This window comes from Ferrovibrio sp. (assembly GCF_036381655.1).
Taxonomy (GTDB): Bacteria; Pseudomonadota; Alphaproteobacteria; order Ferrovibrionales; family Ferrovibrionaceae; genus Ferrovibrio.
Genome location: NZ_DASVCJ010000076.1, coordinates 138,397 through 163,122 on the forward strand (window position 1 = coordinate 138,397; position 24,726 = coordinate 163,122).

General features: G+C 61.7%; 25 protein-coding genes. 15 read left to right on the forward strand and 10 right to left on the reverse strand.

Features of this window, described 5'->3' with window-relative positions:
* Positions 1-9: 9 nt before the first annotated feature.
* Both rpoZ and folK read right to left on the reverse strand, forming a co-directional pair.
* Entirely contained in the window at positions 10-393 is a 384-nt protein-coding gene (rpoZ, locus tag VF194_RS17530) for a DNA-directed RNA polymerase subunit omega (protein WP_330892485.1), read from the reverse strand.
* Between the two features lie 121 nt (positions 394-514).
* Positions 515-1,003: a 2-amino-4-hydroxy-6-hydroxymethyldihydropteridine diphosphokinase gene (folK, locus tag VF194_RS17535; RefSeq protein ID WP_330892486.1), complete on the reverse strand. Its 489-nt coding sequence runs from the start codon at positions 1,001-1,003 to the stop codon at positions 515-517.
* A gap of 107 nt (positions 1,004-1,110) precedes the next feature.
* Between folK and VF194_RS17540 the strand changes: the two genes are divergently transcribed.
* Together VF194_RS17540 and VF194_RS17545 are read left to right on the forward strand one after the other, a co-directional pair.
* On the forward strand, positions 1,111-1,782 hold the full coding sequence (locus VF194_RS17540) for an NYN domain-containing protein (RefSeq protein WP_330892487.1): 672 nt from the start codon (positions 1,111-1,113) through the stop codon (positions 1,780-1,782).
* Positions 1,783-1,795: 13 nt separating this feature from the next.
* Positions 1,796-2,455 carry a uracil-DNA glycosylase gene (locus VF194_RS17545; RefSeq protein ID WP_330892488.1) on the forward strand — a complete coding sequence of 220 codons (660 nt, stop codon included), beginning with the start codon at positions 1,796-1,798 and terminating at the stop codon, positions 2,453-2,455.
* Here the strand turns inward: VF194_RS17545 and VF194_RS17550 are convergent.
* The 3 genes from VF194_RS17550 to dapA are packed head-to-tail and all read right to left on the reverse strand — an operon-like array spanning position 2,446 to position 4,521.
* The gene (locus VF194_RS17550) at positions 2,446-3,117 is read right to left on the reverse strand and encodes a sulfite oxidase-like oxidoreductase (RefSeq protein WP_330892489.1); all 672 of its coding nucleotides are present in this window, start codon (positions 3,115-3,117) and stop codon (positions 2,446-2,448) included. The two genes, VF194_RS17545 and VF194_RS17550, sit on opposite strands and share 10 nt — an antisense overlap.
* 26 nt (positions 3,118-3,143) lie before the next feature.
* Complete coding sequence (smpB, locus tag VF194_RS17555; RefSeq protein ID WP_330892490.1) at positions 3,144-3,605, reverse strand: SsrA-binding protein SmpB; 462 nt, start codon at positions 3,603-3,605, stop codon at positions 3,144-3,146.
* A gap of 4 nt (positions 3,606-3,609) precedes the next feature.
* Complete coding sequence (gene dapA, locus VF194_RS17560; RefSeq protein ID WP_330892548.1) at positions 3,610-4,521, reverse strand: 4-hydroxy-tetrahydrodipicolinate synthase; 912 nt, start codon at positions 4,519-4,521, stop codon at positions 3,610-3,612.
* A 143-nt stretch (positions 4,522-4,664) separates the two neighbouring features.
* On the opposite strand from dapA, the gene VF194_RS17565 reads away from it, so the two are divergent.
* From VF194_RS17565 to pcaF, 6 genes are read left to right on the forward strand one after another with little or no spacing between them, the layout of a single operon-like run.
* Positions 4,665-6,854, forward strand: coding sequence for a lytic transglycosylase domain-containing protein (locus tag VF194_RS17565; protein ID WP_330892491.1), 2,190 nt, complete (start codon positions 4,665-4,667; stop codon positions 6,852-6,854).
* Positions 6,855-6,878: 24 nt separating this feature from the next.
* The gene (locus tag VF194_RS17570) at positions 6,879-7,565 is read left to right on the forward strand and encodes a haloacid dehalogenase type II (RefSeq protein ID WP_330892492.1); all 687 of its coding nucleotides are present in this window, start codon (positions 6,879-6,881) and stop codon (positions 7,563-7,565) included.
* Positions 7,562-8,428 carry an alpha/beta hydrolase gene (locus tag VF194_RS17575; RefSeq protein ID WP_330892493.1) on the forward strand — a complete coding sequence of 289 codons (867 nt, stop codon included), beginning with the start codon at positions 7,562-7,564 and terminating at the stop codon, positions 8,426-8,428. The genes VF194_RS17570 and VF194_RS17575 overlap by 4 nt, the downstream gene beginning before the upstream one ends.
* The gene (gene ggt / locus VF194_RS17580) at positions 8,425-10,158 is read left to right on the forward strand and encodes a gamma-glutamyltransferase (protein ID WP_330892494.1); all 1,734 of its coding nucleotides are present in this window, start codon (positions 8,425-8,427) and stop codon (positions 10,156-10,158) included. Before VF194_RS17575 ends, ggt begins: the two co-directional genes overlap by 4 nt.
* 3 nt (positions 10,159-10,161) lie before the next feature.
* Positions 10,162-11,169, forward strand: a complete 1,008-nt coding sequence (locus VF194_RS17585; protein ID WP_330892495.1) for a threonine/serine dehydratase — start codon at positions 10,162-10,164, stop codon at positions 11,167-11,169.
* A 47-nt stretch (positions 11,170-11,216) separates the two neighbouring features.
* Positions 11,217-12,419, forward strand: coding sequence for a 3-oxoadipyl-CoA thiolase (pcaF, locus tag VF194_RS17590; protein WP_330892496.1), 1,203 nt, complete (start codon positions 11,217-11,219; stop codon positions 12,417-12,419).
* A 4-nt stretch (positions 12,420-12,423) separates the two neighbouring features.
* On the opposite strand, the gene VF194_RS17595 is transcribed toward pcaF, so the two are convergent.
* Entirely contained in the window at positions 12,424-14,355 is a 1,932-nt protein-coding gene (locus VF194_RS17595) for a methyl-accepting chemotaxis protein (RefSeq protein ID WP_330892497.1), read from the reverse strand.
* A gap of 271 nt (positions 14,356-14,626) precedes the next feature.
* Between VF194_RS17595 and VF194_RS17600 the strand changes: the two genes are divergently transcribed.
* Positions 14,627-14,830 (forward strand): hypothetical protein, encoded by a 204-nt coding sequence (locus VF194_RS17600; RefSeq protein WP_330892498.1) that lies wholly within the window; start codon positions 14,627-14,629, stop codon positions 14,828-14,830.
* On the opposite strand, the gene VF194_RS17605 is transcribed toward VF194_RS17600, so the two are convergent.
* The 4 genes from VF194_RS17605 to VF194_RS17620 all read right to left on the reverse strand — a co-directional run bounded on the left by VF194_RS17605 (position 14,827) and on the right by VF194_RS17620 (position 19,845).
* On the reverse strand, positions 14,827-15,804 hold the full coding sequence (locus VF194_RS17605; RefSeq protein ID WP_330892499.1) for a pentapeptide repeat-containing protein: 978 nt from the start codon (positions 15,802-15,804) through the stop codon (positions 14,827-14,829). The two genes, VF194_RS17600 and VF194_RS17605, sit on opposite strands and share 4 nt — an antisense overlap.
* Positions 15,805-15,861: 57 nt before the next feature.
* Positions 15,862-16,395: a gamma carbonic anhydrase family protein gene (locus VF194_RS17610; protein WP_330892500.1), complete on the reverse strand. Its 534-nt coding sequence runs from the start codon at positions 16,393-16,395 to the stop codon at positions 15,862-15,864.
* Positions 16,395-17,444: an N-acetyl-gamma-glutamyl-phosphate reductase gene (gene argC / locus VF194_RS17615; RefSeq protein ID WP_330892501.1), complete on the reverse strand. Its 1,050-nt coding sequence runs from the start codon at positions 17,442-17,444 to the stop codon at positions 16,395-16,397. Before argC ends, VF194_RS17610 begins: the two co-directional genes overlap by 1 nt.
* Positions 17,445-17,517: 73 nt before the next feature.
* Entirely contained in the window at positions 17,518-19,845 is a 2,328-nt protein-coding gene (locus VF194_RS17620) for a methyl-accepting chemotaxis protein (protein ID WP_330892502.1), read from the reverse strand.
* A 203-nt stretch (positions 19,846-20,048) separates the two neighbouring features.
* Between VF194_RS17620 and VF194_RS17625 the strand changes: the two genes are divergently transcribed.
* From VF194_RS17625 to VF194_RS17650, 6 genes are read left to right on the forward strand one after another with little or no spacing between them, the layout of a single operon-like run.
* Entirely contained in the window at positions 20,049-20,660 is a 612-nt protein-coding gene (locus tag VF194_RS17625) for an aminodeoxychorismate/anthranilate synthase component II (protein ID WP_330892503.1), read from the forward strand.
* Complete coding sequence (gene trpD / locus VF194_RS17630) at positions 20,657-21,727, forward strand: anthranilate phosphoribosyltransferase (protein ID WP_330892504.1); 1,071 nt, start codon at positions 20,657-20,659, stop codon at positions 21,725-21,727. Before VF194_RS17625 ends, trpD begins: the two co-directional genes overlap by 4 nt.
* Complete coding sequence (gene trpC / locus VF194_RS17635; RefSeq protein WP_330892505.1) at positions 21,724-22,530, forward strand: indole-3-glycerol phosphate synthase TrpC; 807 nt, start codon at positions 21,724-21,726, stop codon at positions 22,528-22,530. Before trpD ends, trpC begins: the two co-directional genes overlap by 4 nt.
* Positions 22,527-23,012 (forward strand): cyclic pyranopterin monophosphate synthase MoaC, encoded by a 486-nt coding sequence (moaC, locus tag VF194_RS17640; protein ID WP_330892506.1) that lies wholly within the window; start codon positions 22,527-22,529, stop codon positions 23,010-23,012. The genes trpC and moaC overlap by 4 nt, the downstream gene beginning before the upstream one ends.
* Positions 23,009-24,220 carry a gephyrin-like molybdotransferase Glp gene (gene glp, locus VF194_RS17645; RefSeq protein WP_330892507.1) on the forward strand — a complete coding sequence of 404 codons (1,212 nt, stop codon included), beginning with the start codon at positions 23,009-23,011 and terminating at the stop codon, positions 24,218-24,220. Before moaC ends, glp begins: the two co-directional genes overlap by 4 nt.
* A 34-nt stretch (positions 24,221-24,254) precedes the next feature.
* Positions 24,255-24,725 (forward strand): N-acetyltransferase, encoded by a 471-nt coding sequence (locus tag VF194_RS17650; protein WP_330892508.1) that lies wholly within the window; start codon positions 24,255-24,257, stop codon positions 24,723-24,725.
* Position 24,726 lies beyond the last annotated feature (1 nt).

Sequence of the window (24,726 nt, forward strand, 5' to 3'; positions counted from 1 at the left end):
TGGCGGGAATTACTCCTCTTCGGCGATATCTGCTTCGCCGCCTTCCTCGCCTTCGGCTTCCTCGATGCTCATGTTCTCAGCAAGATCTTCGGTATCCTGCTGTACGCCAGCCCATTCGCCGGACTGCATGAGCGCCGCCATGTTGTCTTCCTCAGGCTCATCGACCTCGACATGCTTCTGCATGCCGCCGATCATGCGTTGACGCAGGCCCTCAATATCGACGGTTTCGTCGGCGATTTCGCGCAACGCCACCACCGGATTCTTATCGTTGTCCCGGTCGACCGTTAGGCTGGCGCCGGACGAGATGGCGCGGGCGCGCTGCGCCGCCAGCAACACCAGCTCGAAGCGGTTCGGGATCTTAAGGACGCAATCTTCAACGGTTACGCGGGCCATGGCTTACCCTCAGAGAGAACAATCATATAAAACGGCTGAATCGGGGCTTATTAAGGGCGATTTTCCCCGGTTGCAAGTACCAGCAGCACACCACAAGGCAGTGTAAAAGGCTAGGAAAATATCATAACTTATTGATTTTTAATGGATTTGCGCGATATAGCAGATCGTCGAGCGTCTCTCCGCTGACAGGGTGCCGCCAGGCCGGGGCGATCTCCTGCAAAGGAAGCAGCACGAACAGCCGGTCCTGCAGCCGTGGATGCGGCAGGCAGATGCCCTCCTCGTCCGTCCGGATACCGCGATAGTCCAGCAAATCGATATCCAGAACCCGCGCCGCCCAGCGCTCGCCCCGAACGCGCCCAAAATCGGCCTCCACCTGGTGGAGCAACGAGAGCAGATCCCGCGGTGCCAGCGCGGTAGCGATTTCGGCGGCGCCATTGATGAAGTCTGGTTGAGCAGATGCCGGCTGAGGCGCGGAGCGCCACCAGGACGAGCGCTGCAGGATCGCAACTCCCCTTTTAGCAAGCGCGGCGAGAGCCGCTTCCAGTGTTTCTCTTGGCGCGCCATGAACGCTGGGCAGATTTGCGCCCAACGCAATGTAGATGCCATTCATGTCCGCATACATTTTCCACTTGCCTTACGCGCCGCGCCGTCTAAGAAATCCTTTCATACGACGTCAGCGTCATTGAACCCAAGACATACCTTCATAGGGAATACCGTATGAAATTTTATAATCAGGAGCGCATTGCGCTCTTCATCGATGGTGCCAATCTCTACTCGGCCGCCCGCACCCTGGGTTTTGAAATCGATTATCGGCGATTGCTCGAGACGTTTCGCAAAGAAGCGCATCTCGTGCGGGCATTCTATTACACGGCTTTGGTCGAAGATCAGGAATATTCGCCGTTGCGGCCGCTGATCGACTGGCTGGATTACAACGGTTTCACCATGGTGACCAAACCGGCGAAGGAATATACCGACGCCATGGGGCGCCGGAAGGTCAAAGGCAACATGGATATCGAGCTGGCCATCGACGTGATGGAGATGGCGCCCCATGTCGATCACGTCGTGCTGTTCTCGGGCGATGGCGATTTCCGCCGCCTCGTCGACGCCGTGCAGCGCAAGGGAGTTCGCGTCAGTGTCGTCAGCTCCACCAAGACCCAACCGCCCATGGTGGCCGACGAGCTGCGGCGGCAAGCGGACAACTTCATCGAACTGCAGGATCTGATGCCGAAGATCATGCGCGATCAGGCCGCCAGGGAGGCGTCGCGCAGCGCCGGGCTGCAGGCAACGCTGAAGACCGGACAGCAATCGGCGCCGCCGGCCGGCCCCGCCGGGGGGATGGAAGACTTCGACGAGATCGACACGGCCGATCCGCGTCGTCATTTGCGCTGATCCGTAATCGAAGATGTCGACTATTCCTGCCCTGCCGGGGCGCGATTGCGATCTCTGCCCGCGCCTGACGTCGTTTCGCGACGCCAATCGTGCGGCTTTCCCGACATTCTTCAACGCGCCAGTGCCGCCCTGGGGGGATACGCATCCGGTTCTGCTAGTCGTCGGTCTGGCGCCAGGTTTGAAGGGGGCAAACCGCACCGGCCGGCCATTCACCGGCGATTATGCGGGCGATCTGCTCTACAGCACATTGATCAAGTACGGCTTTGCCAAAGGCGTATTCCGGGCAGATCCGAATGACGGCTTGCAACTGGTGCGCTGCCGTATCACCAACGCCGTCAAATGCGTGCCGCCTGAGAACAAGCCGACGCCGGCCGAGACGAAGACCTGCGTAACACATTTCCTCCGGCATGAAATCGAAGCTTTGAGCAGTTTGAAGGCCATTTTGGCGTTAGGGCAGATCGCCCATGTCGCCGTTTTGGATGCCATGAAGGTCAAGCGCAGCACGGCGGCCTTCGGACATGGCGCCGAGAACCCATTGCCCGGCGGCGTCACCCTATTTTCCAGCTATCATTGCTCGCGTTACAACACGAATACCGGACGATTGACCGAGGCGATGTTCCACTCGGTCTTTGATCGGATCGCCGCTTTCACCAGGCGAGCGGCTCAGCCGTAGCGCTGTTCCTGCCAGGGATCGCCGGTATTGTGATAGCCGCGCACCTCCCAGTAGCCTGGCGCGTCGCGGTCAAGAAACGCGATATGCTTGATCCATTTGGCTGATTTCCAGAAATAGAATTGCGGCATGACGATCCGCACCGGTCCGCCATGCTCCCGCGTCAGCGGATTGCCCTCCCAGGAATGCGCCAGCAGCACATCGTCGGCGGCAAACATCTCCAGCGTGACATTGGTCGCATAGCCATCGTAGGACTGGAAAACGATATGCTTCGCCTCGGGCTTCGGCCTAACCAGTTTCAGGAAGTCCTTCGCCCTCACGCCGCTCCAGCGATTGTCGTAGCGTGACCATGCCGTCACGCAATGGATGTCGGAAACGCTGTCGCTCTGCGGCTGATCGAGGAAATCGTTCCAGGTCAGCTTCACCGGATTCTCAACCAATCCGCCAGCGGTGAGTTGCCAGCGATCGAGCAGAATATTCGGCTGAACGCCGAGATCGAGAATGGGCCAGTCCCGCACCAGACGTTGCCCGGGCGGCAGGCGACGGCGATCCGATGAGCCTGTCTCGCCGGTCAGCAGGCGGCCTTCCCTGGCCCATTGCTGTTTCGAGGCGATCAGCTTGTCCTTGATTTGGCCGATCAGACCAGGCTTGTAGTCGTCGCTCATCGCAACCTCCTCGACCGGCGCCGCGATCAACCTTTTTCGCGCATCAGCCGGTGCTTTTCCCGCTGCCAATCGCGCGCCTTCTCGGTTTCGCGCTTATCGTGCAACTTCTTGCCGCGTGCCAGGGCGATCTTGACCTTAGCCTTGCCACGCTCGTTGAAATATATGCTCAACGGCACCAGCGTCACCCCACCGCGCTTCAGGCTCCCGATGAGTTTACCGATTTCCTTGTGCTTGAGCAGAAGCTTGCGCTGCCGGCGCGGCTCGTGATTGAACCGGTTGGCGCCATGATACTCGGGGATATGGGAGTTGATCAGCCAGATTTCTCCGCCCTGCTCGGTGGCATAGGCGTCCTGCAGACTGGCGCGGCCTTCGCGCAGACTCTTCACCTCGGAGCCAAGCAGAACCACTCCGGCTTCGAAAATCTCATCCAGATGGTAATCGAAACGCGCACGGCGGTTTTCGGCCACCGTGCGCGATTGTTGTGCCATGTAACTACTTCTTCTTTTTCGCCTTGGACCTGGAGTCCTTCGGTCCCTTCAGGCCCGCGGCCTTGACCGCAGCCTTCACTTTGGCCTGGGTTTCCTTGGTCGGTGTCACCAGGGGCAGCCGAACTTCGGAACTGCATATACCGAGCAGTTCTGCAGCAAATTTCACCGGTCCCGGGCTCGCCTCGATGAACAAAGCGGTATGCAATGGCATGAGCTTTTCCTGGATGGCCAGAGCCTTGGCGTGATCGCCCCTCAGGCTTGCTTCCTGCATCTGCGCCACCAGCCGGGGGGCAATATTGCCGGTCACCGATATGCAGCCGGAGCCGCCATGGGCATTGAACGCGATCGCCGTTGCGTCATCGCCATCCAGCATGCAGAACTTGCTGCCCGAGGCGGCACGCTGACGGAGCGGCCGCACAAGGTCGCCGGTCGCGTCCTTGACGCCGCGGATGCGGGGAAGCTTTGACAGAGCCGCCATGGTTTCCACCGACATATCGATCACGCAGCGCGGCGGAATATTATAGATGAAGATCGGGATCCGGGTTGCGTCATGGATCGCTTTGTAATGGGCGTACAATCCGGCCTGGGTCGGTTTGTTGTAGTACGGCGTCACGATTAGGGCGGCATCCGCACCGGCTTCCTGGGCATGGCGGGTCAGTTCGATCGCCTCGTCGGTCGAATTCGATCCGGTGCCTGCCATGACCGGCACCCGCCCGTGCGCCGCTTCGATGCAGATTTCAACCACGCGCCGATGCTCATCATGGCTGAGCGTCGGGGATTCACCTGTGGTGCCGACCGGGACAAGGCCATGCGTGCCCTCGGCGATCTGCCATTCGACCAGCTCGCCGAATGCTTTCTCGTCCACTCTCCCCTTTTTGAACGGGGTTATCAGCGCGACGAACGAGCCCTTGAACATCGTATATTCCTTGTTTTGCGCAAAAATCCGTATCGGATAGAAGGCGAACATACCCGCGCCCGCTTGCCCCTTCAAGAGCAAGCCATGCTTTTGCGTCGGTGTGCGCCCTGCTATCATCTACTTGCAATCACGAAAGATTCGTCGTGTCGATAGCCCGCCTTGTCGCCCTTAGCAGGACCGCCGGCCGGACAATCCGGGGGGTACTGTTTGTTTTGATTTTTGGCCTGGGGCAGGCCCTGGCGGCTGTCCCCGTCCCGGACGACAAGCCGGCCCCTGAAGCCAGTACCGGCCTGAAGCGGGATGCGGCCCGATTATCCGCCGTGGCGTCTCCGGTTCCCATTCCAGCGGCCAAGCCGCTGCGGGGCACCCCGCCCGCCAAACCCGACAAGACAGAAGTTCCGGTGCGGCATCGGCTGCTGAGCAGTGTCGACCGCGAAATCGGCATCAAGGCGATGCGAGAGGTTGCCGCCAACCATTTTGACGCCGCCCGGCGGATCGCCTCCCGCGCCAAGGAACCGCTCGTCAGTGAATTGGTTCGCTGGCTTTGGCTGCAAACGCCTGCCAGCGGCGCTTCTTTCGATGAGATTGCCGCCTTTATCGAGGCCAAACCGGATTGGCCGGCGCGCGAGGCCCTGCTGAGGCGGGCTGAAGAGAGTATCGACGGCTCCGTTGGGGACAAACGCATTATTGCCTGGTTCGTGGACCATCCGCCTCAGAGCGGTCTTGGGATGCTGCGGTATGGGGAAGCGTTGGCCCGGCAAGGCCGGGACGCCGAGGCCTTTGCCGTTCTGCGCCGGGCCTGGGTGGAAGGCAATCTCGCAGTCCGGGACGAGAAGGCATTGTGGTCCGAATTCGGCGACCGCTTCACGGATGCGGACAATGCCGCCCGCGTCGATCGGCTGTTGTGGGACGAAAATATCGAAGCCGCAAAGCGAATGCTGCCGCGGCTTGCGCCGGACGCACGAAAGATCGCTAACGCCCGGATTGCGCTGGCAAGGAACGAACGCGGCGCCGACAAGCTGGTGGCGGCTCTGCCGCCGGCCCTCCGCGAGGATGGCGGGCTGGCTTATGACCGGTTGCGCTGGCAGCGGCGGCATGACATGGACGATGTCGTCGAAGCCATGCTGTACAACGCGCCCGACGATCTCGGCCGCGCGGAGAAATGGTGGGTCGAGCGTCGTTTCCGGGCCCGCAAGGCAATGGCCGAGGGGCGGATATCGGAAGCCTACCGGCTGGCGGCGGGACATGGTCTGAAGGGGGGGGCCGCGTATGCCGAGGCAGAGTGGCTGGCGGGTTGGATCGCCTTACGACTGCTGCAGGAGCCGCAGACGGCTTTAAAACACTTCACCAATCTGTCCAATAACGTCAGCTATCCCGTCAGCGTGGCGCGTGCGGCCTACTGGCTTGGACGGACCTATACGGCGTTGGGCAATGAGCAGGACGCCAAGCTGTGGTACACGCGGGCGGCCCAGCACAGCACTACCTTTTACGGCCAGCTGGCCGCTCATGCTCTGGATCCATTTCAGCCCTTGCAGCTCCCTCCAGAAGCGCATCCCACAGCCGGGGATCGGCATGAATTCGAGAAGCGGGAAGTGGTTCGGGCGGCGCGCATTCTCATGGAACTGGATGAGGAGGATCGTCTCAGGCCGTTCATCCTGCGGCTGGTCCACACAGCAAAGACGCCTGAGGAACATAAACTCGTCGCCCAATTTGCCCGCGAGTTGCGCCGCGTGGATTTGTCGGTGATGGCCAGCAAGCGCTCGGCCAGGCAGAACATCATCCTGGTGCGCGAGAGCTACCCGCTGGTCGACCCGATGCTGCGCATCAATACGCCGGAAACCGCTCTTGTGCTTTCCGTCGCCCGCCAGGAAAGCGAGTTCAACCAGCTTGCCGTCTCATCGGCCGGGGCACGGGGGCTGATGCAACTGATGCCGGCTACGGCGAAGCGCCTGTCCAAGGATCTGAAGCTCAGATTCCATCCGGCGAAGCTGACCGGCAGCGCCGCATACAACGTGCAGCTCGGCTCCCATTATCTCGACGCGCTGCTGGACGATTGGGGCAACAATTATGTACTGGCTCTGGCTGCCTACAACGCTGGCGAAAACCGGGTGCGGCGCTGGATTCAGGATTGGGGCGACCCGCGGAATCCGTCCGTCGATGTGATCGACTGGATCGAGTTGATTCCTTTTTCCGAAACCCGGAACTATGTCCAGCGTGTGCTGGAAAGCGTGCAGGTATACCGCGCTCTGCTGAGCAGAGAGCCAACTCCGATCAATCGGCTGTATGTCGATTTAAGGGGAGCGCCACGGCAGGCCTGCAATGTTGGCTGCTGATCTTTTCGCATTCCGGAGGCGACGATGAACCGTGCACCACGCAATATCAAGGCTTGCATATTCGACGCCTACGGCACTTTGTTCGACGTAAATGCTGCAGCGCGAGCCCTGGGCGACGAACTGGGTGATGTATGGCTCCCCCTGGCAGAACTTTGGCGCGCCCGGCAACTCAATTACTCCTGGCTGCGGAGTCTGACGGGCGCCCATGTTGACTTCTGGCAGGTCACTGCCGATGCGCTTGATTTCGTTTTGGAGAATTACAAAATCAACGATCCGGCGTTGCGTCAGCGATTGCTCGACCTCTATTTCAATGCGGCCTGCTTTCCGGAAGTGCCGGCGATGCTGCAACGACTCAAGGCGGCCGGGCTAATAACCGGCATCCTTTCGAACGGGGCGCCCGCCATGCTGGAGGCTGCTTGCCATACCGCCGGCGTCGCCGACCTGCTGGATCATGTCATTTCAGTGGAGGAAATTGGCGTCTTCAAACCCGATCCCCGTGTCTATACGCTGGTCACCGATCGCCTGAAAATACCGGCCGATGCCGTTGCCTTCCACAGCAGCAACGGCTGGGATGCCCATGCGGGAAAGCGTTCTGGCTTTTTCTCGATCTGGATCAACCGCACCGGACAGCCGCGCGAAAGGCTGCCGAACCCGCCGGATGTCATCCTGAACGACCTTTCCGAGGTTCCGGGTATTCTGGGGGTGGCATGACGGCAGCCGACTATGCCGAACGCTATTTTCGCGCCCAGGATGGATTACGGCTCTACTATCGGGATTACGGCAATCCCCATTCGCCGCGGCCGCCGCTGCTCTGTCTTGCCGGCCTGACAAGAAACAGCAAGGATTTTCACGATATCGCCTGCCGCCATGCGGAAGCCCGGCGGGTCATCGCCCTCGACTTCCGTGGCCGGGGGCGTTCCGATTACGACCCGGATTATCGGAATTATCAGGTTCTGGTTTATCTCTCCGACGTTCTGCACCTTCTCGTCGTGACGCAATGCCATCGCGTGGTAGTTCTCGGAACGTCGATGGGAGGTCTCGTCGCGATGGCAATGGGCGCGGCGAATCCTGCATCCCTCGTCGGAGTCATCCTGAATGATATCGGCCCGGAAATCGCTTCCTTGGGCAAGCAGCGCATCGTCAGCGATCTCGGGGCAGACATCCACTTCCCCGATTATCAGGCTGCCGCCGCAGCCTGGCAAAAAAGCGGGGCTGGCATCTATCCGAAAATGGAAGCCGCGGGCTGGCTGAAACTGGCCCAGACCACGTTTACGGAGGATAAGCGCCGCGGCGGTGTACGGCCTGACTATGACCCGAAGATCGCCCGGGCAATGGACGAGCAGTCGAAAGAGCCAGTGCCTGATCTCTGGCCGCTGTTTCGCGGCTTGAGGAATGTGCCGGTGCTGACCCTGCGGGGCGCGCTTTCCGACCTGCTTTCTGCGGAGACCCTTGTCCGCATGAAGCGTGAACATGCCGGCATGACGCCGGTGACTGTACCCGATGTCGGGCACGCGCCGATGCTGGACGAGCCGGTGGCGCAGACGGCGATCGACGATTTCCTGGCCCATCTATGAAGCGCGCTGCCCTAGCCCTCGCGGCGATGTGCCTGTCCGCCGTCTCGGCCCTGGCGCAGCCTGCGCCGGCACCGGAAGCGGCATCGGGGCGTCAAATCAAGGCAGTCGTCTCCGCCAGCCGGGAAATGGTGGTCGCGGCCAACCCTCTGGCCGCCCAAGCCGGCCTCGATATCCTGCATAAAGGCGGCAGCGCGTTGGATGCGGCGATCGCGGTGCAGATGGTGCTCAATCTGGTCGAGCCGCAGTCTTCCGGCATCGGTGGCGGCGCCTTCATTCTCTATTGGGACGCCAAGCAGAACCTGCTGTACAGCTATGACGGCAGGGAAGCAGCCCCTGCCGCCGCCAAGCCGAACCGCTTTCTCAAGCCGGATGGCGAACCCATGCCCTTCGCGGAAGCAGTCGTGGGCGGCCGCTCGGTCGGCGTACCGGGGGTGCTGCGGGCGTTGGAGATGGCGCATGAGGCGCATGGGCGGCTGCCCTGGGCCGATTTGTTCCAGCCGGCTATCCATATGGCTGAGGATGGGTTCCTGGTCTCCCCTCGCCTGCACAAACTGCTGGACGCCGATTTTGCCTTGCGTCGTGACCCTGAGGCGCGGGCATTGTTTTACGACGATGACGGCAAGGCCATCGCAACAGGGGCCCGGCTGCGCAATCCCGCACTCGCCGACACATTCCGCCGGATCGCCGCAGATGGCGCCGATGCCTTCTATCATGGCTCCATCGCTCAGGCGATTGTCGCTGCCGTTCGTGCGCATCCGAGCAACCCCGGCGACATGACGCTCAGCGACTTGACCTCGTATCGGGCCGTACTGCGCCCGCCGCTCTGCGGCCGCTTTCGCCTGTTTACGCTGTGCGGCTTCGGTCCGCCGAGCTCGGGCGGAATCGCCACGCTGCAGATCCTTGGCATCCTCGAGGCCCTTGGGCCGGCCGAAGCCGGCAATATCACGCCGGCAGACATCCACCGCTACGCGGAGGCGGCGCGGCTCGCTTTCGCCGATAGAAATGCCTATGTCGCCGATCCGGACTTCGTGCCGGTGCCGGTCGATGGCCTGATCGACAAGGCGTATCTGGCCGAGCGTGCAAGGTTGATCCAGCCGGGCCATAGCCTTGGCATCGCCGCTCCCGGGGATCCGCCGGGCCGCCGCGGCGAAATCCCACCCTTTGGCTATGGCCTGCCCGAAGCCGGCACCAGCCATATCTCGATCATCGATGCCGCAGGCAATGCCCTGTCGATGACAACCACAATTGAAAGCGCCTTCGGCGCGCGACTGATGGTAAGTGGCTTTCTGCTCAACAATGAACTCACGGATTTTTCCTTCCTGCCGGAGCGCGACGGCCATGCGGTCGCCAATCGGGTGGAAGCCGGAAAACGGCCGCGCAGCTCCATGGCGCCAACCATTCTGTTCGATGCCACCAACGATCTGTATGGCGTCATCGGCTCACCCGGCGGCAGTTCCATCATCAATTACGTAACTACCAGCATCTGGCTCATGCTGGACAAAGGCTACGGCCTGCAGGAGGCTTTCGATCTCCCCCATTTCGGCAGCCGCAACGGCCCGGTCGAACTCGAGACGGATGCGCCGGCAAGCTGGGATGCGGCGCTGGAAAAGCTCGGGGACAAGGTGCGAAGGCTGGAATTTACCAGCGGCCTGCATGGTATAGTCCGCGGTCCGCATGGCTGGATCGGGGCGGCCGATCCACGCCGCGAAGGCATCGCTATCGGAGATTGATTTATGAATGCACCGACGGAGCTTCCCTCACTTCCGACCATCGCCGATGTCGAGGATGCGGCAAGGCAGCTACGAGGCATTGCCGTTCGCACGCCTGTTCTGGAAAACCCCTTGCTAAACGAAAAACTGGGCGGGCGTCTGCTGCTCAAGGCGGAGCCGTTGCAATTGGCCGGCTCCTTCAAGTTCCGTGGCGCCTATAATCGTATCAGCCGCCTGTCCGCAGCTGAACGTCAGCGTGGCGTGGTCGCTTATTCCTCCGGCAATCATGCGCAAGGCACCGCCTATGCCGCGAAGATCTGCGGCACACCGGCCGTGATCGTGATGCCGGCCGATGCACCCGAAATCAAGATCGCCAATACCCGCGCCTATGGCGCAGAAGTCGTGCTGTATGACCGCTACAAGGAAGATCGCGAGGAGATCGGCAAGCGCTATGCCCGCGATCGCGGCATGACTGTCGTTCCCCCCTTCAATGATCCTTACATCATCTCCGGCCAAGGCACTATCGGCCTTGAAATTGCGGTACAGTGTGCCGAGCGTGACGGCAAGCCCGATGTGGTGGTCGCTCCGGCATCGGGCGGCGGGTTGATCGCCGGCGTGTCGCTTGCCATCAAGGATCGCCATCCTGATTGCGCTGTCTATTGCGCGGAGCCGGACAAGTTCGACGACATCAGCCGCTCCCTGGCCGCAGGCAAGATTTGCAGCCATGATGGCAGCGGGAAAACCTTCTGCGACGCATTGATGGCGCCCCATCCGGGCGACATCACCTATGGCGTGATGTCGACAAACCTTGCCGGCGGCGTCACTGCCACGGACGACGAAGTTGAAATCGCCATCGCGACGGCCTTCCACTATTTCAAGCTGGTGGTAGAGCCCGGCGGAGCTGTGGCGCTTGCCAGCATTCTGAACGGCAAAATTCCGTGCGCTAAGCGCACGGTGGTGGCGGTCGCCTCCGGCGGAAATATTGACTCCACCCTGTTCTCGGAGATTATCGGCCGTACCAAACCCGTGTAAGCGATTTCATTCAGCCCCGATCGACGAGAGACCCTAGGGAGAGACAAATGACCGAGGCTTTCATCTGCGATGCCATCCGTACACCTGTCGGCCGTTACGGCGGTGCGCTGTCGGCCGTGCGCGCCGACGATCTTGCCGCCATCCCGATCAAGGCGCTGATGCAGCGGAACCCTGCCGTCGACTGGAATGCGGTCGATGACGTCATCTATGGCTGTGCGAACCAGGCCGGCGAAGACAACCGCAATGTTGCCCGCATGGCGCTATTGCTGGCTGGCTTGCCGGACAAGGTTCCCGGCGCGACGGTCAACCGCCTCTGCGGCTCGGGCCTGGAAGCAGCCAGTGCCGGGGCCCGCGCGATCAAGACCGGTGAAGCCGACCTCGTCATTGCCGGCGGCGTTGAAAGCATGAGCCGTGCGCCATTCGTGATGGCGAAAGCCGAAGCGGCCTTTTCGCGCACCGCCGAGATCTACGACACGACGATCGGCTGGCGTTTCGTCAATAAACTGCTGAAGCAGAAATACGGCGTAGATTCGATGCCGGAAACGGCGGAAAACGTGGCCGAGCAATTCCGCATCAGCCGTGCCGATCAGGACGCGTTCGCCCTTCGCAGCCAGCAGAGGGCTTTGAATGCGATCAAACTGGGGCTGTTCGAAGCCGAGATCACGCCGGTCACCATTCCCAGCCGCAAGGGCGACCCGGTTGTCGTCGATCGCGACGAGCACCCGCGTGAAACCTCGATCGAAGCCTTGTCGCGCCTGCCGACCCCGTTCCGTCAGGGCGGCACAGTCACGGCCGGCAACGCGTCGGGGGTGAATGACGGTGCTGCGGCGCTGATATTGGCTTCGGAGGCGGCGGCCAAGAAACATGGCCTGACTTTGCGGGGGCGGATCATCGCGACCGCGACGGCCGGTGTGCCGCCGCGGATCATGGGCATCGGTCCCGTGCCGGCGACCGGAAAGGTGCTGGCAAAAGCCGGGATGACGATCCGCGACATCGACGTCATCGAGTTGAACGAGGCTTTCGCGGCGCAATCCCTTGCCTGCTTGCGCGAACTTAAAATCCCGGATGACGCAACTTACGTGAATCCGAATGGCGGGGCGATCGCCCTGGGCCACCCGCTCGGCATGAGTGGTGCCCGTCTTTTGACCACGGCGCTCAATCAGCTCGAACGTACCGGCGGCCGCTATGGCCTTTGCACCATGTGCATCGGTGTCGGCCAGGGTATCGCCATGATCATCGAGCGGATTTAAAGATCTAAGTCTTGTATCCGATGCGGAAGCCGCCCCAGTGGCGGCCCCGTACGGTGATCGGCGCCGACATGTCTTTCATCAGGATGAAGACGCCGCCGCCCATGTCGCGGCGATAACATTGCAGCAGGTATGGCTTGGTGTTGCGGCCGCAGGCCAGCCCCACGGTGTCGTTGAACATCCGGCGATTGCGGGAATTGGCCGCGTTCCAGACCGGATCGTCGCCCTGCGGCTGACAGTATTTCAGATTATGGGTCGGCAGATATCCGTTGCGGTCCACCGCGGCGCAGAAGGCAATGGCCGAGTTCGATTTCAGCAGCGGCTCCTGAATATCCGGCAGGACCTTGTCGGTAAAGCTGACGAAGCGGGTCATGAATTGCTGCGGATTGCTGCCTTTGACCGGAACATAATTTTCATCGAAGAGATCGTCCAAGCTCAGTTCGCCTCGATCTAAAGCAGATTCGAACAGAGTACTGATTTGAGCCGCCGCCTTCTGTGCGGCGACGAGACACGGATGATCGGCGGTTGTCGTTACGAAGGCTATCTGCGTTGCCAGATTGGCAACCTGCTGATCGATATCCTGGATCGCTGCTCCGGTGCGTTGGACCATCGACAGATAGCCACGTGTAGCTGCATTCATATCGATGATGGCGTGGCTGACGCCGTCAACCCGCCCCGACTGATCGGTGCTGGCCTGCTCGATCTCATGGAGCTGCTGTCCCATGGTGTCGATGGCATCGACGATCTGGCTCAGCACGGTCCCGGTTTCGCGGACCAGTGCAACGCCGGATTTAACCTTGTCGTTCGACTGTTTGATGATGCTGCCGATATCCTTGGATGCGTTCGCGGAGCGTTGCGCCAACGCGCGAACCTCCTGGGCCACCACGGCAAAACCCTTGCCGGCTTCACCGGCGCGGGCTGCCTCGACGGACGCGTTCAGGGCCAGAAGGTTGGTCTGGAAGGCGATTTCGTTGATCAGCGACGTGATCTCCGAGATGCGCTGCGACATCTCCGCCATCTCGTTCATGGCCTCGATCGACCGGCTCACTACCTGCACGCCATTCTCGGCGGCGGCCCTGGCTTGTTCTGCCTGCTGGTTTGCCCGTTTCGCGGTCGCCTCGTTGGCGCGGGCAGCGTCGCTCAGGCTCGCCGCATCGGCCGCCGTGTGATCCAGGCGATCCGATTGCGCCGCCGCACTTTCGGCCAGCCCCTGGGCTTCCTTGGTCAACTGGACCGTGGCGCCGGAAATCGTGTTGGCCGCCTGAACGATGGTTCCGATCACATCTCCCAACCGTTCGATGGCTTGTCCGGCTGCCTCGCGGATGACGGCAAAGTCTCCGCGATAGTCGTTTGACAATCCGCTCGACAAATCACCATCGGCCATGCGGGCGAATAAAGTCTTCAGATCGCCGACCACGCCATCCAGTGTCGCCGCCATCTGATTGAAACGCTCGACGAGCTTGCGGTCTCCCTTGGCATTTTTCTCGTCCAGCCGTTGATGCAGAACACCGTCGCTGATCGCTCCATACAGCCTGATCATGTCGTCAAGCGCTTTGCTATCGGCCTGGCGCACCTCCTGCAGCTCTCGCTCCAGCTCGGCAATACGCTGCTGCAGTGCGGCGCTCTTGTCGTGTTCGGCCTTCCACTGTCCTTTCAGTCTCGCCAGCGCATCGCGGGCGGGTCCTGCGACGGCCACGGTTTCGAGATCAAGGAAAGGCCAGTTCTGGAGCAGCTTGATGATGCCCGTGCCGGAATGGGCCAGGGAGACAATGAGCAGGCTGTCGGCTGCCAGCAGCACCAGTGCGGCGATGGAAATCCAATGAGCAGGAAGGTCAGTCGGCTGTTGTGCGGTCCAAATCCACCCGAACGCCGCTATGGCCAAAAGGATGACCGCCAGCCCGACACGCAAACCGACAGAAACATTGCTCAAGGCCCGCATAACCCCTCCCCGTGGGGTTTCCCCCTGATTATTCTTATCGTTTTCGGCATCAACACGAATAGAAAACTTTCTATTCGATTGCGCCGTGTTTTGACTAGTCTAGCGTAAAATCCCCCCGCAGGCGGTAACGTGCGCAGCAGCGGCCCCACAATAATGCTGTTCGACTTTAGTCGGAGGATATTGCCTGCTAGGTATTTACTCCCAATGCGAGGAATTCAGCTGACGGAATTTCGCCAACCCTTCCGTAACCATTTCCGCGGAATTTGAGGAAATGACATCGGATGCAGACATCTGGCGGACGGCACGCGATCTGATCGCCGAGCAAGGCCCGCGTCGGGCAGAAGCTTATGCGAATAAGCAAGTCAACGAGATGGCTTCGAGCGGCAATTTCGCCGGCAATCTGGTCTGGCGCCGCATCCACCGTGCCATCAAGGGGTTGAACGGCACCAATAAAGCCACTGGTTCCCGGCGCTAGCCTGAAGGCAGGCCGCGCGCCCCTTCGACCTGGGCACCGCGTAGATCGATGCCGGTCAGATTGGCATACATCAAATTCGCTTCCCGCAGATCCGAGCAGATCAACTTGGCGCCATGCAGATTGGCGTTTGAAAAATTGACTTTCCGCAAGTCGGCGCCGTTGAGATTGGCCTGGGCCAAATGCGCGCGCGACAAATACCAGCCGGACATGTTGGCGCGCCGGCCGACCTGGCCGTCAGAATCGATCCAGGCTTGATGATCGCGTAAGACCTGCTCGATAACCTCCGGTGTCACTTCCTGCGGGACCTTCGCTTCCGTGCCCTGCAATTGCTTCATAATTTCGGCGGGAAAGTCCGCCAGGCGGAAATTGGCATCCCTCAGTTTGGCATTTTTGAACTGTACGTTGCTGATCGTGGAATAAGAAAAATCCGCCCCCTCAAGATCGGCATTGTCGAGTATAGCGCCGTCCAGGATCGCTCCGACAAACGAAGCGCCGATCAGTTTGGCCTGGCTAAGGTTGGTGTTGTGCAGCGTGGTGTCGCTTAGGGATACCACACCGCCCTTGCCATGCGGCGGCACTGGCGCCTCGGTCATCGGGCGCATGTCTGCATTCTCGAACCGTGTGCCCTTCAGGATCGCGCGGGACAGATCGGCGCCACGCAAATTGGCCCAGATGAAGCGGGCATTGGTCAGGTCGGCGCCGGAGAAATCGCAGCCGGTCAGAACCGCCTGGCTGAAATCGGAATTCCGTAAATCGGCACAATAGAACCGGCAACTGCGAAAGATTGCCCGCTGCAGGTTCATCCCGACCAGCTTGATCCCGGTCAGGTCGGCGCCAACCAGCGTGAGTTGCTTGCCACGATTGAGCTTGCCCAGGCGTCCGGACAGGAATTCGCCATGCGACTTGATCTGATCGTAGAGATCGTCAGGCCAGGATGAATGCTGAGCGTCGGTTGTCATTGTCTCTTCATCCACTTAAGCCCAAATGGCAGAGTTGGATGTTGAGACTATCAACCCGCCTTCAACAATTCATTAACGGACGGCGCCGAGCTGCTGGCGATATGTCGCGGCCAACCTTGAATAATGGCTAGATGTTTGGCGGTTTCGCTCGATTTCTTCGCCATCCAGGCGGCGCATCAGCCTGGCGGGACGGCCGCCCCAGAGCTCGCCCCGGCCGATCCGTTTCCCGGGCGTCAGCAATGAGCCGGCTGCCAGCATGCCGTCACTCTCGATCACGCAGCCATCCATGACAGTCGCCTGCATGCCGACGAAGCTGTGATCCTCCAGCACGCAGCCGTGGATCAGGGCAAGATGCCCTACCGTGACGTTCGAGCCGATGGTCGTGGAAAAGCGCGCCCGGGTGACGTGGACGACGCTGCCATCCTGGATATTCGTTTCACTACCGATGCGAATGTCCCGCACATCGCCGCGCAGGATGCAGCCGAACCAGATCGAACTGGCGGCGCCGATCTCGACATCGCCGATGACGGTGGCATTCGGGGCAATAAAGGCGTCCGGCGCAATGACGGGCTGCTTGTCCCCGAAAGGCAGAACGAGCGCCGGCATTACGGGAACAGCGCGATCTGATCGAGCCCGGTCGTTTCCGGTAAGCCGAACATGACGTTAAAATTCTGCACTGCCTGCCCGCTAGCCCCCTTCATCAGATTGTCGATAACGGAAAACAGCATCGCCCGTCCTTTGACCCGGTCGGCAAAAACCCCGATATGGCAGGCATTGGTGCCGCGGACATGGCGGGTCTGCGGCGAAACGCCCTGAGGGACAATCTGTACGAACGGTTCGACGGCGTAGCGCTGCAGCAGCGCGGCGCGAAGATCGTCGGCCGTCGCTCCATTCTGCAGCCGGACATAGATGCTGGACAGCATGCCGCGGTTCATCGGCATCAGATGCGGCGTGAAGTTGACCACGATCGGCCGGCCGGCTGCCGCCGAAAGCTCCTGCTCGATTTCCGGGCCATGCCGGTGCGAAGCAACCGCATAGGCATGCGTGCCCTCTGCCGCCTCGCAATACAGCGAACTCTCCTTCAGGCCCCGGCCGGCGCCGGATACGCCCGACTTGGCATCGATGACAATGTCATCCGCATCGATAAGGCCCGCCGCGATCAGCGGCACCAGCGGCAATTGGGCCGAGGTCGGATAGCAGCCGGGATTGGCCACCAGCCGGGCATTGGCGATCTCCGAACGCCGGATTTCGGTTAGTCCATAGACCGCCTCGTCCTGCAGTTTCGGCGCCAGGTGCTCGTGGCCATACCATTTGGCATATTCGGCGGTGTCCCGCAGCCGGAAGTCGGCCGACAGGTCGATCACCTTCAAATGCGGCGGCAGGCCGGCGATGACTTCCTGGGTCGTGCCATGCGGCAAGGCGCAAAAGGCAGCATCGACCTGCGACCAATCAACTTCCTTGATGGTAACCAGCTTGGGCAGGCCGAGGCCGATGAATTGCGGGAAAACGGTTTCGATACCCTCCCCAGCCTTCCTGTCGGCGGTCAGGGCGACGATGCGGACGCGCGGATGACGCAGCAGGATGCGGAGCAGCTCCGCGCCCGTGTAACCGCTGGCACCCAAAATCGCGACCTTGATGGCATCGGCCTTGGCCATACCGTCCTCCTGAGAATAAACGCTGGATCGGTATAGCGCGCTGGCCGCAGCGGTCAAATGCTAAAATGTCACCCTAGATACGGAATTGTCCCACTAATTCCGCAAGTTCCTGTGCCTGTCGCGCCATCGCCTGCGACGAGGCTGTCGTCTGTTCGACAAGCGCACCATTCCGCTGGGTCATTTCATCCATATTGGCTACCGCCGTGTTGACCTCTTCCAGCCCGACCGCCTGCTCCCGGCTGGCCGAGGTGATCTCGCCGATGATGTCGGCCACTTTCTTCACCGCCGTGACGATCTCGGCGAGGCTTCCACCGGTCAGATTGACCAGCCGGGCGCCCTCACGGACTTCGTTCGTGCTGGCTTGGATCAGCGTCTTGATTTCCTTGGACGCGTCGGCCGAACGCTGGGCCAGGGCCCGCACTTCCTGCGCGACCACGGCAAAGCCCTTCCCGGCTTCGCCGGCCCGGGCCGCTTCGACCGAGGCGTTCAACGCCAGCAGGTTCGTCTGGAACGCGATCTCGTCGATCAGGCCGACGATATCCGAGATTTTCCGCGCGCTGTCCTCGATACGGGTGACCGCGGAAACGGCATCCTGAACCACCTGTCCGCCCTTTTCGGCGGTATCCCGAGCGGCCATCGCAAGCTGATTGGCCGCTTCGGCGTTATCGGCATTCTGCTTCACGGTGGCGGTGATCTGATGCATGGAAGCGGCGGTTTCCTCGAGGCTGGCGGCCTGTTGCTCGGTGCGGCTTGCCAGATCGTTGCTGCCGGTCGAAATTTCCGCGGCGGCGTCGCGGACCGTGGCCGCGGCCCCGGCCACCCGCCCAACCGTCTCGGCCAACTGCTGTGCCGCCTGGTTGGCGTCGCGTTTCAGGCTGTCGAAGAGGCCCGAATACTCGGCTTCGATCCGATGAGTGAAATCTCCGCGGGCCATGGCCGCCAGCGCGCCGCCGAAGTTGGCGAACACGTCCTCCAGCGTGGCCAGCAGGCCATTCATCCGCTCTCCCAGGCGCCGCATCGTCCCGTCCAGTTGCTGGATTTCGATCCGGGCGGACAAATCGCCCTCGGCGGCAGCCCCGACCACTTCGCCGACGGCGCGGTCCAGCAGATTTTCCTGCTCCCGCCGCTGTTCCTCCGCTGCGAGACGGTTGCGCTCCACCTGCTGCTGCAGTTCTTCATTCTGCAGGCCGTTTTCCTTGAACACCTGCACGGCGCGGGCCATGTCGCCGATCTCGTCGCCACGGGACCGGTCGGGGACTTCCGTGCCCCACTCGCGATTGGACAGCTTGTTCATCACGGCGGTCAGCAGGACAAGTGGATCCACCACCCGGCGGCCGATATAGAGCCACCCGAGCGCCACAGCGGCCAGCAGGCTGGCCGCTGCTACGATGGCAAGGATGAGCTTGCCGCTGGCGCTGGTCTTGCGTGCTTCGCTGGCGGCATCCATGACGCCTTGATTGGCGGATCCGACCGTCTGATCGGTCAGGGCGCCAAGCTCCTGCGCTGCCTGACGGCTTACGCCGAGCGCCCGCCGTGTCTGGGCGGTCGCCGACAATTCCTGCTCGCGCAGGCTGATCACGCCAATTCCCGGACTGCCAAAATCCAGGATGGCGACGGTCGCATCATGGAGCTGCTCGTTGGGTTTTATCTTTTCGATATACGCCAACGTGCGTTCGACTTTCTCCGCCGATTCTTCGTAAAGACCGCTCATCTTCTGGAGTTCATCCATATTGGCGGCCTGGGCGCCGACCGCTAAAAGGCCGACCGTATTATTGACCTCCGAGATAAGGCTGCTGATGCCCTGCAGCATCAACAGCTCGGTATTGGCCAGTTTACTGAGTGACTGTTCGATCTTGATGAGGTCGCCGGACGAGGTGACCGATGTCATGCCCGAGGTCAGGTCGAAGACGGCATCCTCGACCATGGGGCCGGCCAGCTTCAGGAAAGCCTCGTGGGCTGCAGCAAGCTTTGCCGTCTCATCGGTGCGGAACTGGGTCGTACGGATCCGGGCATCCACCAGCTGCCGCAATTGCCCGATCCTGGCGAGCAGTGCCTTGGTCTGCTTTTGGATGGCTTCCGCGCGCTCGCCCGCCGCCGAGATGCTGATCAGGTTCAGCACCGCGTTAATTTTTTCCTCTTTCTCTTTGATTTTATTGGCAACCGACTGAAGCTCATTAATGTTCTCGGCGGCGACCAGATCAGGGGCTGAGCCGGCGATATCGGCAACCTGTGCCGCCAGGTTGAGGCTGGCGATGACGCTGGTGACCCCCTCGTCGGTCACCACAGCCATGGCCTTGTCCAGCCTTGTCAGGGCAAACCATCCGGCTGCAGCGGACACCAGCGCAAAGCTGGCGATAGCCCCGACTGCCAAATACAGCCGCTGTTTGATACCGGCACGCAAGGTAAGCGTCGGCCACCTGACTCTCATAACGAATCCCCCAACATCTATCCTTGGTTGAGATTGTTCTTTGTTTTTCGAAATATCGCAATACTATGAATTTGCGGAAGAATTAGCCGTCGGGCCATTATCGTTCTGAGGGTTGTGCCGGCGCCTGTCCGAGAGGGATGAGGGTGTGCTAGGCTGCGGCCGCAAGGTAGGCTGAAATGCTGGTTTTGATCGATAATTACGATAGTTTTACGTGGAATCTGGTCCACTATTTTGGCCGTCTGGGTCCGGAGGTCCGGGTCTTCCGGAACGACCAGACCACCCCGCAAGCCATCCTCGAGCTGAACCCGGCGGGTATCGTGCTCTCCCCGGGCCCCTGCGATCCCGACCGGGCCGGCATTTGCCTGGCGATGATCGATAAGGCGGCCGAGCGGAAGCTGCCGCTACTCGGCGTCTGCCTGGGCCATCAGGCGATCGGGCAAGCTTTCGGCGGCAAAGTAGTCCGGGCGCCGCAGCCGCTTCATGGGAAGCTGAGCCGGATTCATCATAACGGCGAGAGCGTCTTTGCCGGCCTGCCGCAGGATTTCCTCGCCACGCGCTATCATTCGCTGACCGTTGATCCGGCGACGGTTCCTAATACCCTCACCGTCACCGCGCGGTCGGAGGACGGTGTCATCATGGGCCTGGCGCATCGCGATCTTCCCATTCAGGGCGTACAATTCCATCCCGAAAGCATCGCTTCACAATACGGCTATATGATGCTCGCCAATTTCGTACGTTATTGCGGCCTGCCGGTCGACGAAACCGCCGTTCAAGAGCAGGCCGCATGAGTTCCGATGTAACCGAATTCAAGCGGCTGCTGGCACTGGTCGCCGATGGCAAGCGGCTGGGCATCGACGACGCGAAGACCGCCTTCGACATCATGATGTCCGGCAATGCCACCCCCTCGCAGATGGGGGCCTTCCTGATGGCATTGCGGGTTCGTGGCGAGACCGTCGACGAGATCACCGGCGGCGCCATGACCATGCGGGCCAAGGTGCATGGCGTGACTGCGCCGCCGGGTGCCATCGACATCGTTGGCACTGGCGGCGACGTGAAGGGAACCTGGAACGTCTCGACCTGCTCGGCCTTCGTGGTCGCCGGTTGCGGCGTACCGGTCGCCAAACACGGCAACCGGGCGGTGTCGTCCAAGACCGGCGCGGCAGATGTGCTGACCGCGCTGGGCGTTAATCTCGACTGCGATTTTCGCCTGATCGAGAAGGCCATCCAGGAGGCCGGCGTCGGCTTCCTGATGGCGCCACGCCATCATGGCGCCATGCGTCATGTCGGGCCGACGCGCGGGGAATTGGGCACCCGCACGATTTTCAATCTGCTGGGTCCGCTCAGCAACCCCGCCCTGGTCAAGCGCGAACTGCTCGGCGTGTTCGACCGGCAGTGGGTAGAGCCCTTGGCGGAGGTGATGGGCAAGCTGGGAGCGGAAAAGGTCTGGGTCGTACATGGCTCCGACGGGTTGGACGAGATCACCACCACCGGCCCCACCTATGTCTCGGAATTCGCCGCTGGAAAGCTGCGTCATTTCGAGATCACGCCGGAAGATGCCGGATTGCCGCGCGCCCGGCTGGAGGATCTCAAAGGCGACGAGCCGACCGCCAATGCCGTCGCCCTTCGGGCGGTGCTTAACGGATCTCCTGGCGCCTTCCGCGACATCGTTCTGTTGAATGCTGCGGCCGCCCTGGTGGTTGCTGACAAGGCATCGGGGCTGCGCGAGGGAGCCGAGATGGCGAAGGCATCCATCGACAGTGGCAAGGCCAAGGCGGCGCTCGCTCGCCTGATCGAGATTACCCATGAGCCGCCACGGCCGGAGCCGGAGGTAGAGGAAAAGGCCGAACCGAAATGAGTGACGTCCTTGCGAAGATCTGCGCCGACAAATACGACCATATCGCCCGGCACAAAGCAGCGATCCCGGCCGCTGCGTTGGCGGATACGGCAAAGTCTACCCCTGCTCCCCGGGGATTTCAGAACGCCTTGCGTGCAGCGGTCGCAGCAGGCCGCTACGGCTTGATTGCCGAAATCAAGAAAGCCTCGCCCTCCAAGGGACTGATCCGCGCCGATTTCGATCCCCCCGGCCTTGCCCGCGCTTACGCCCGTGGTGGCGCGACCTGCCTGTCCGTTCTGACCGACGAGCCCTATTTCCAGGGCAGCGACGACTACCTGCGTCAGGTCCGTGCTGCCGTGGATTTACCCATCATCCGCAAGGACTTCATGCTCGATCCTTATCAAGTGATCGAGGCGCGGGCGCTCGGCGCCGACTGCATCTTGCTGATCATGGCGGCTTTGAGCGACGACCAAGCCGCCGAACTGGAAGCTGCGGCAGCGGATTACGGGCTGGATGTGCTGGTCGAAGTCCATGATGGCGAGGAACTCGATCGGGCATTGAAGCTGAAATCCAGGCTCCTCGGCATCAACAACCGGAATCTGAAGACCCTGACGGTCGATCTGGCGACCACGGAGGAGCTGGCAGCCAGGGTTCCGGCCGACGCGCTTCTGGTCGCGGAATCCGGCCTACACACGAAAGCCGATCTCGATCGCATGGCGCGGGTCGGCGCGCGTTGCTTCCTGGTTGGCGAAAGCCTGATGCGTCAAGCCGATGTGGAGGCCGCGACCCGGCTGCTGCTGACTGGCAAGGAGCTGGCTGCGTGAGCGATAGGCCCAGGCTCAGCCACATCAATGCCGCCGGAGAAGCGCATATGGTGGATGTTTCGGCCAAGGCGGAAACCGAGCGGGTGGCAAAGGCTGGAGCCCGCGTGCTGATGCGCAAGGAAACACTGGAGCTGATCCAGTCTGGCAAGGCGGCAAAAGGCGACGTGCTGGCGACGGCACGGATTGCCGGCATCATGGCCGCGAAACATACCCACGAATTGATCCCGCTTTGCCATCCCGTGGCCTTGAGCCAAGTGACAGTCGATCTGGAACCGAAGCCGAGTGAAGGCGCCATTGATATCGTGGCGACCTGCAAGCTGCGGGGGCGCACCGGGGTCGAGATGGAAGCGCTGACGGCTGCCAGCGTGGCGGCTTTGACGATTTACGATATGGCCAAGGCGGTCGATCGCGGTATGCGCATCACCGACGTCCGACTGCTGCACAAGACGGGTGGTAAATCGGGTACCTTCGAGGCGTCATGATTCCTGTTGCAGAGGCCCGCGCCCGTATCGTTGCCGCCCTGCCCCGCATGCCGGCGGAGACTGTATCACTGACCACGGCGGCCGGCAGGATACTGGCCGAAGACCTGATCGCGCGCCGTACTCAGCCACCGTTCGATGTCAGCGCCATGGACGGCTGGGCTTGCCGGCATGCCGATCTGGCGGCGCTGCCGGCCAGATTGCAGCCTGTCGGACAGGCGGCAGCCGGCGGCCGCCATGAAGGCAAGGTCAAGGCCGGCGAATGCGTTCGTATCTTCACTGGCGCCCCGGTGCCCGAGGGCGCCGATGCCATCGTCATCCAGGAGGATGCTGATCTCGGCCCTGACGGCGTGGTCTTGGTTCGAGAAGCCCCGCGGCCGGGCCAGTGGATCCGGCGCCGCGGGTTGGATTTCGCCGAAGGGCAGACGCTGCTTGAATCCGGAAGGCCATTGACGCCTTCTGACATCGCCCTGGCGGCGGCAATGAATATCCCCTGGCTTGCGGTGCGGCGCAAGCCACGGATTGCTGTTCTGGCCACCGGCGATGAGTTGGTCCGCCCGGGCGAGCCGGTCGGGACCAACCAGATCATCAGTTCGAACAATTTCGGCCTCTGCGCCCTGATCGAGGCGAATGGCGGCTGTGCCCTGGACTTGGGGATCGCCCGGGACAACGAAGCCGATCTGCGGGCCAAGGCGGCTGCTGCCGCAGGCTGCGACCTGCTGCTGACGCTCGGAGGCGCCAGCGTCGGCGAGCACGACTTGATCCATAAGGTGCTTGGCGGCGGTGGCAGCGGTATCGATTTCTGGCGAATCGCCATGCGCCCCGGCAAGCCACTGATGTTCGGATCGGCCGATCTGGGCGGCACTGGGCGGATCGCGCTGCTGGGCCTGCCGGGCAACCCGGTTTCGGCGCTTGTCTGTGGCTATAATTTCCTCATCCCGGCCCTGCGCGGCATGCTCGGGCTGGACTGGGAGGTGCGTCTCGAACAGGCTGTCACCGGAACCGATCTGCCTGAGAATGACCGGCGCGAGGATTATCTGCGAGCGACTGTGAGCCGAGACGACGATGGTCGTACGGTCGCAACGGCATTCGACAGACAGGACAGCTCCATGCTTCGCCTGCTCAGTCAAGCCGATTGCCTGATCGTCCGCGCCCCCTTGGCCCCACGGGCCAGAACGGGAGACAGCGTGCCAATTCTCCGCCTGCGTTGAGCGCCTCCGCTCCCTGTTAATCGACGCCAGATCGATGCTTATCCGCAAAGCCCGGCTGACAGACCTGGATGCGCTGGTGGCGCTGGAAAACCGCAGTTTTCGATACAACCGCATGTCCCGCCGCAGCTACGCTGCCGCGCTGCGGAATCCCCGTGCGCTGATTCTGCTGGCTCGGGGCGGCCGGAAAGAGCCGTTGGCAGGCGCCGTCGTCGTGTTCTTTCGCGCCGACAGCCCGGCAGCGCGCCTGTACTCGATTGCCGTTTCACCCCAGATGCGTGGCCATGGCCTTGGACGCAAGCTGCTGCGGGCGGCCGAGAGTGCCGCCAGGGCGCAGGGGGCCTCCGCAATGCGCCTGGAGGTCAAGGTCCGCAACGGGGCGGCGCTGGCTCTGTACCGGAAAAGTGGCTATGGACTTATCGGTCGCATTGCGCACTATTACGAGGATGGGTCTGATGCTTGGCGGTTGGAAAAACCTCTGATCCGAAACAGGACCCGCGCATCTTAGG

Excerpts from the sequence above, each read along its gene's own strand:
- VF194_RS17595 (WP_330892497.1), bottom strand. The coding sequence starts at position 14,355 with ATGCGGGCCTTGAGCAATGTTTCTGTCGGTTTGCGTGTCGGGCTGGCG.
- VF194_RS17570 (WP_330892492.1), top strand. The coding sequence starts at position 6,879 with ATGAACCGTGCACCACGCAATATCAAGGCTTGCATATTCGACGCCTAC.
- pcaF (WP_330892496.1), top strand. The coding sequence starts at position 11,217 with ATGACCGAGGCTTTCATCTGCGATGCCATCCGTACACCTGTCGGCCGT.
- trpD (WP_330892504.1), top strand. The coding sequence starts at position 20,657 with ATGAGTTCCGATGTAACCGAATTCAAGCGGCTGCTGGCACTGGTCGCC.
- glp (WP_330892507.1), top strand. The coding sequence starts at position 23,009 with ATGATTCCTGTTGCAGAGGCCCGCGCCCGTATCGTTGCCGCCCTGCCC.
- rpoZ (WP_330892485.1), bottom strand. The coding sequence starts at position 393 with ATGGCCCGCGTAACCGTTGAAGATTGCGTCCTTAAGATCCCGAACCGC.
- VF194_RS17540 (WP_330892487.1), top strand. The coding sequence starts at position 1,111 with ATGAAATTTTATAATCAGGAGCGCATTGCGCTCTTCATCGATGGTGCC.
- VF194_RS17575 (WP_330892493.1), top strand. The coding sequence starts at position 7,562 with ATGACGGCAGCCGACTATGCCGAACGCTATTTTCGCGCCCAGGATGGA.
- VF194_RS17625 (WP_330892503.1), top strand. The coding sequence starts at position 20,049 with ATGCTGGTTTTGATCGATAATTACGATAGTTTTACGTGGAATCTGGTC.
- VF194_RS17585 (WP_330892495.1), top strand. The coding sequence starts at position 10,162 with ATGAATGCACCGACGGAGCTTCCCTCACTTCCGACCATCGCCGATGTC.
- VF194_RS17610 (WP_330892500.1), bottom strand. The coding sequence starts at position 16,395 with ATGCCGGCGCTCGTTCTGCCTTTCGGGGACAAGCAGCCCGTCATTGCG.
- ggt (WP_330892494.1), top strand. The coding sequence starts at position 8,425 with ATGAAGCGCGCTGCCCTAGCCCTCGCGGCGATGTGCCTGTCCGCCGTC.
- smpB (WP_330892490.1), bottom strand. The coding sequence starts at position 3,605 with ATGGCACAACAATCGCGCACGGTGGCCGAAAACCGCCGTGCGCGTTTC.
- argC (WP_330892501.1), bottom strand. The coding sequence starts at position 17,444 with ATGGCCAAGGCCGATGCCATCAAGGTCGCGATTTTGGGTGCCAGCGGT.
- VF194_RS17550 (WP_330892489.1), bottom strand. The coding sequence starts at position 3,117 with ATGAGCGACGACTACAAGCCTGGTCTGATCGGCCAAATCAAGGACAAG.
- folK (WP_330892486.1), bottom strand. The coding sequence starts at position 1,003 with ATGAATGGCATCTACATTGCGTTGGGCGCAAATCTGCCCAGCGTTCAT.
- VF194_RS17545 (WP_330892488.1), top strand. The coding sequence starts at position 1,796 with ATGTCGACTATTCCTGCCCTGCCGGGGCGCGATTGCGATCTCTGCCCG.
- VF194_RS17650 (WP_330892508.1), top strand. The coding sequence starts at position 24,255 with ATGCTTATCCGCAAAGCCCGGCTGACAGACCTGGATGCGCTGGTGGCG.
- dapA (WP_330892548.1), bottom strand. The coding sequence starts at position 4,521 with ATGTTCAAGGGCTCGTTCGTCGCGCTGATAACCCCGTTCAAAAAGGGG.
- trpC (WP_330892505.1), top strand. The coding sequence starts at position 21,724 with ATGAGTGACGTCCTTGCGAAGATCTGCGCCGACAAATACGACCATATC.
- VF194_RS17600 (WP_330892498.1), top strand. The coding sequence starts at position 14,627 with ATGACATCGGATGCAGACATCTGGCGGACGGCACGCGATCTGATCGCC.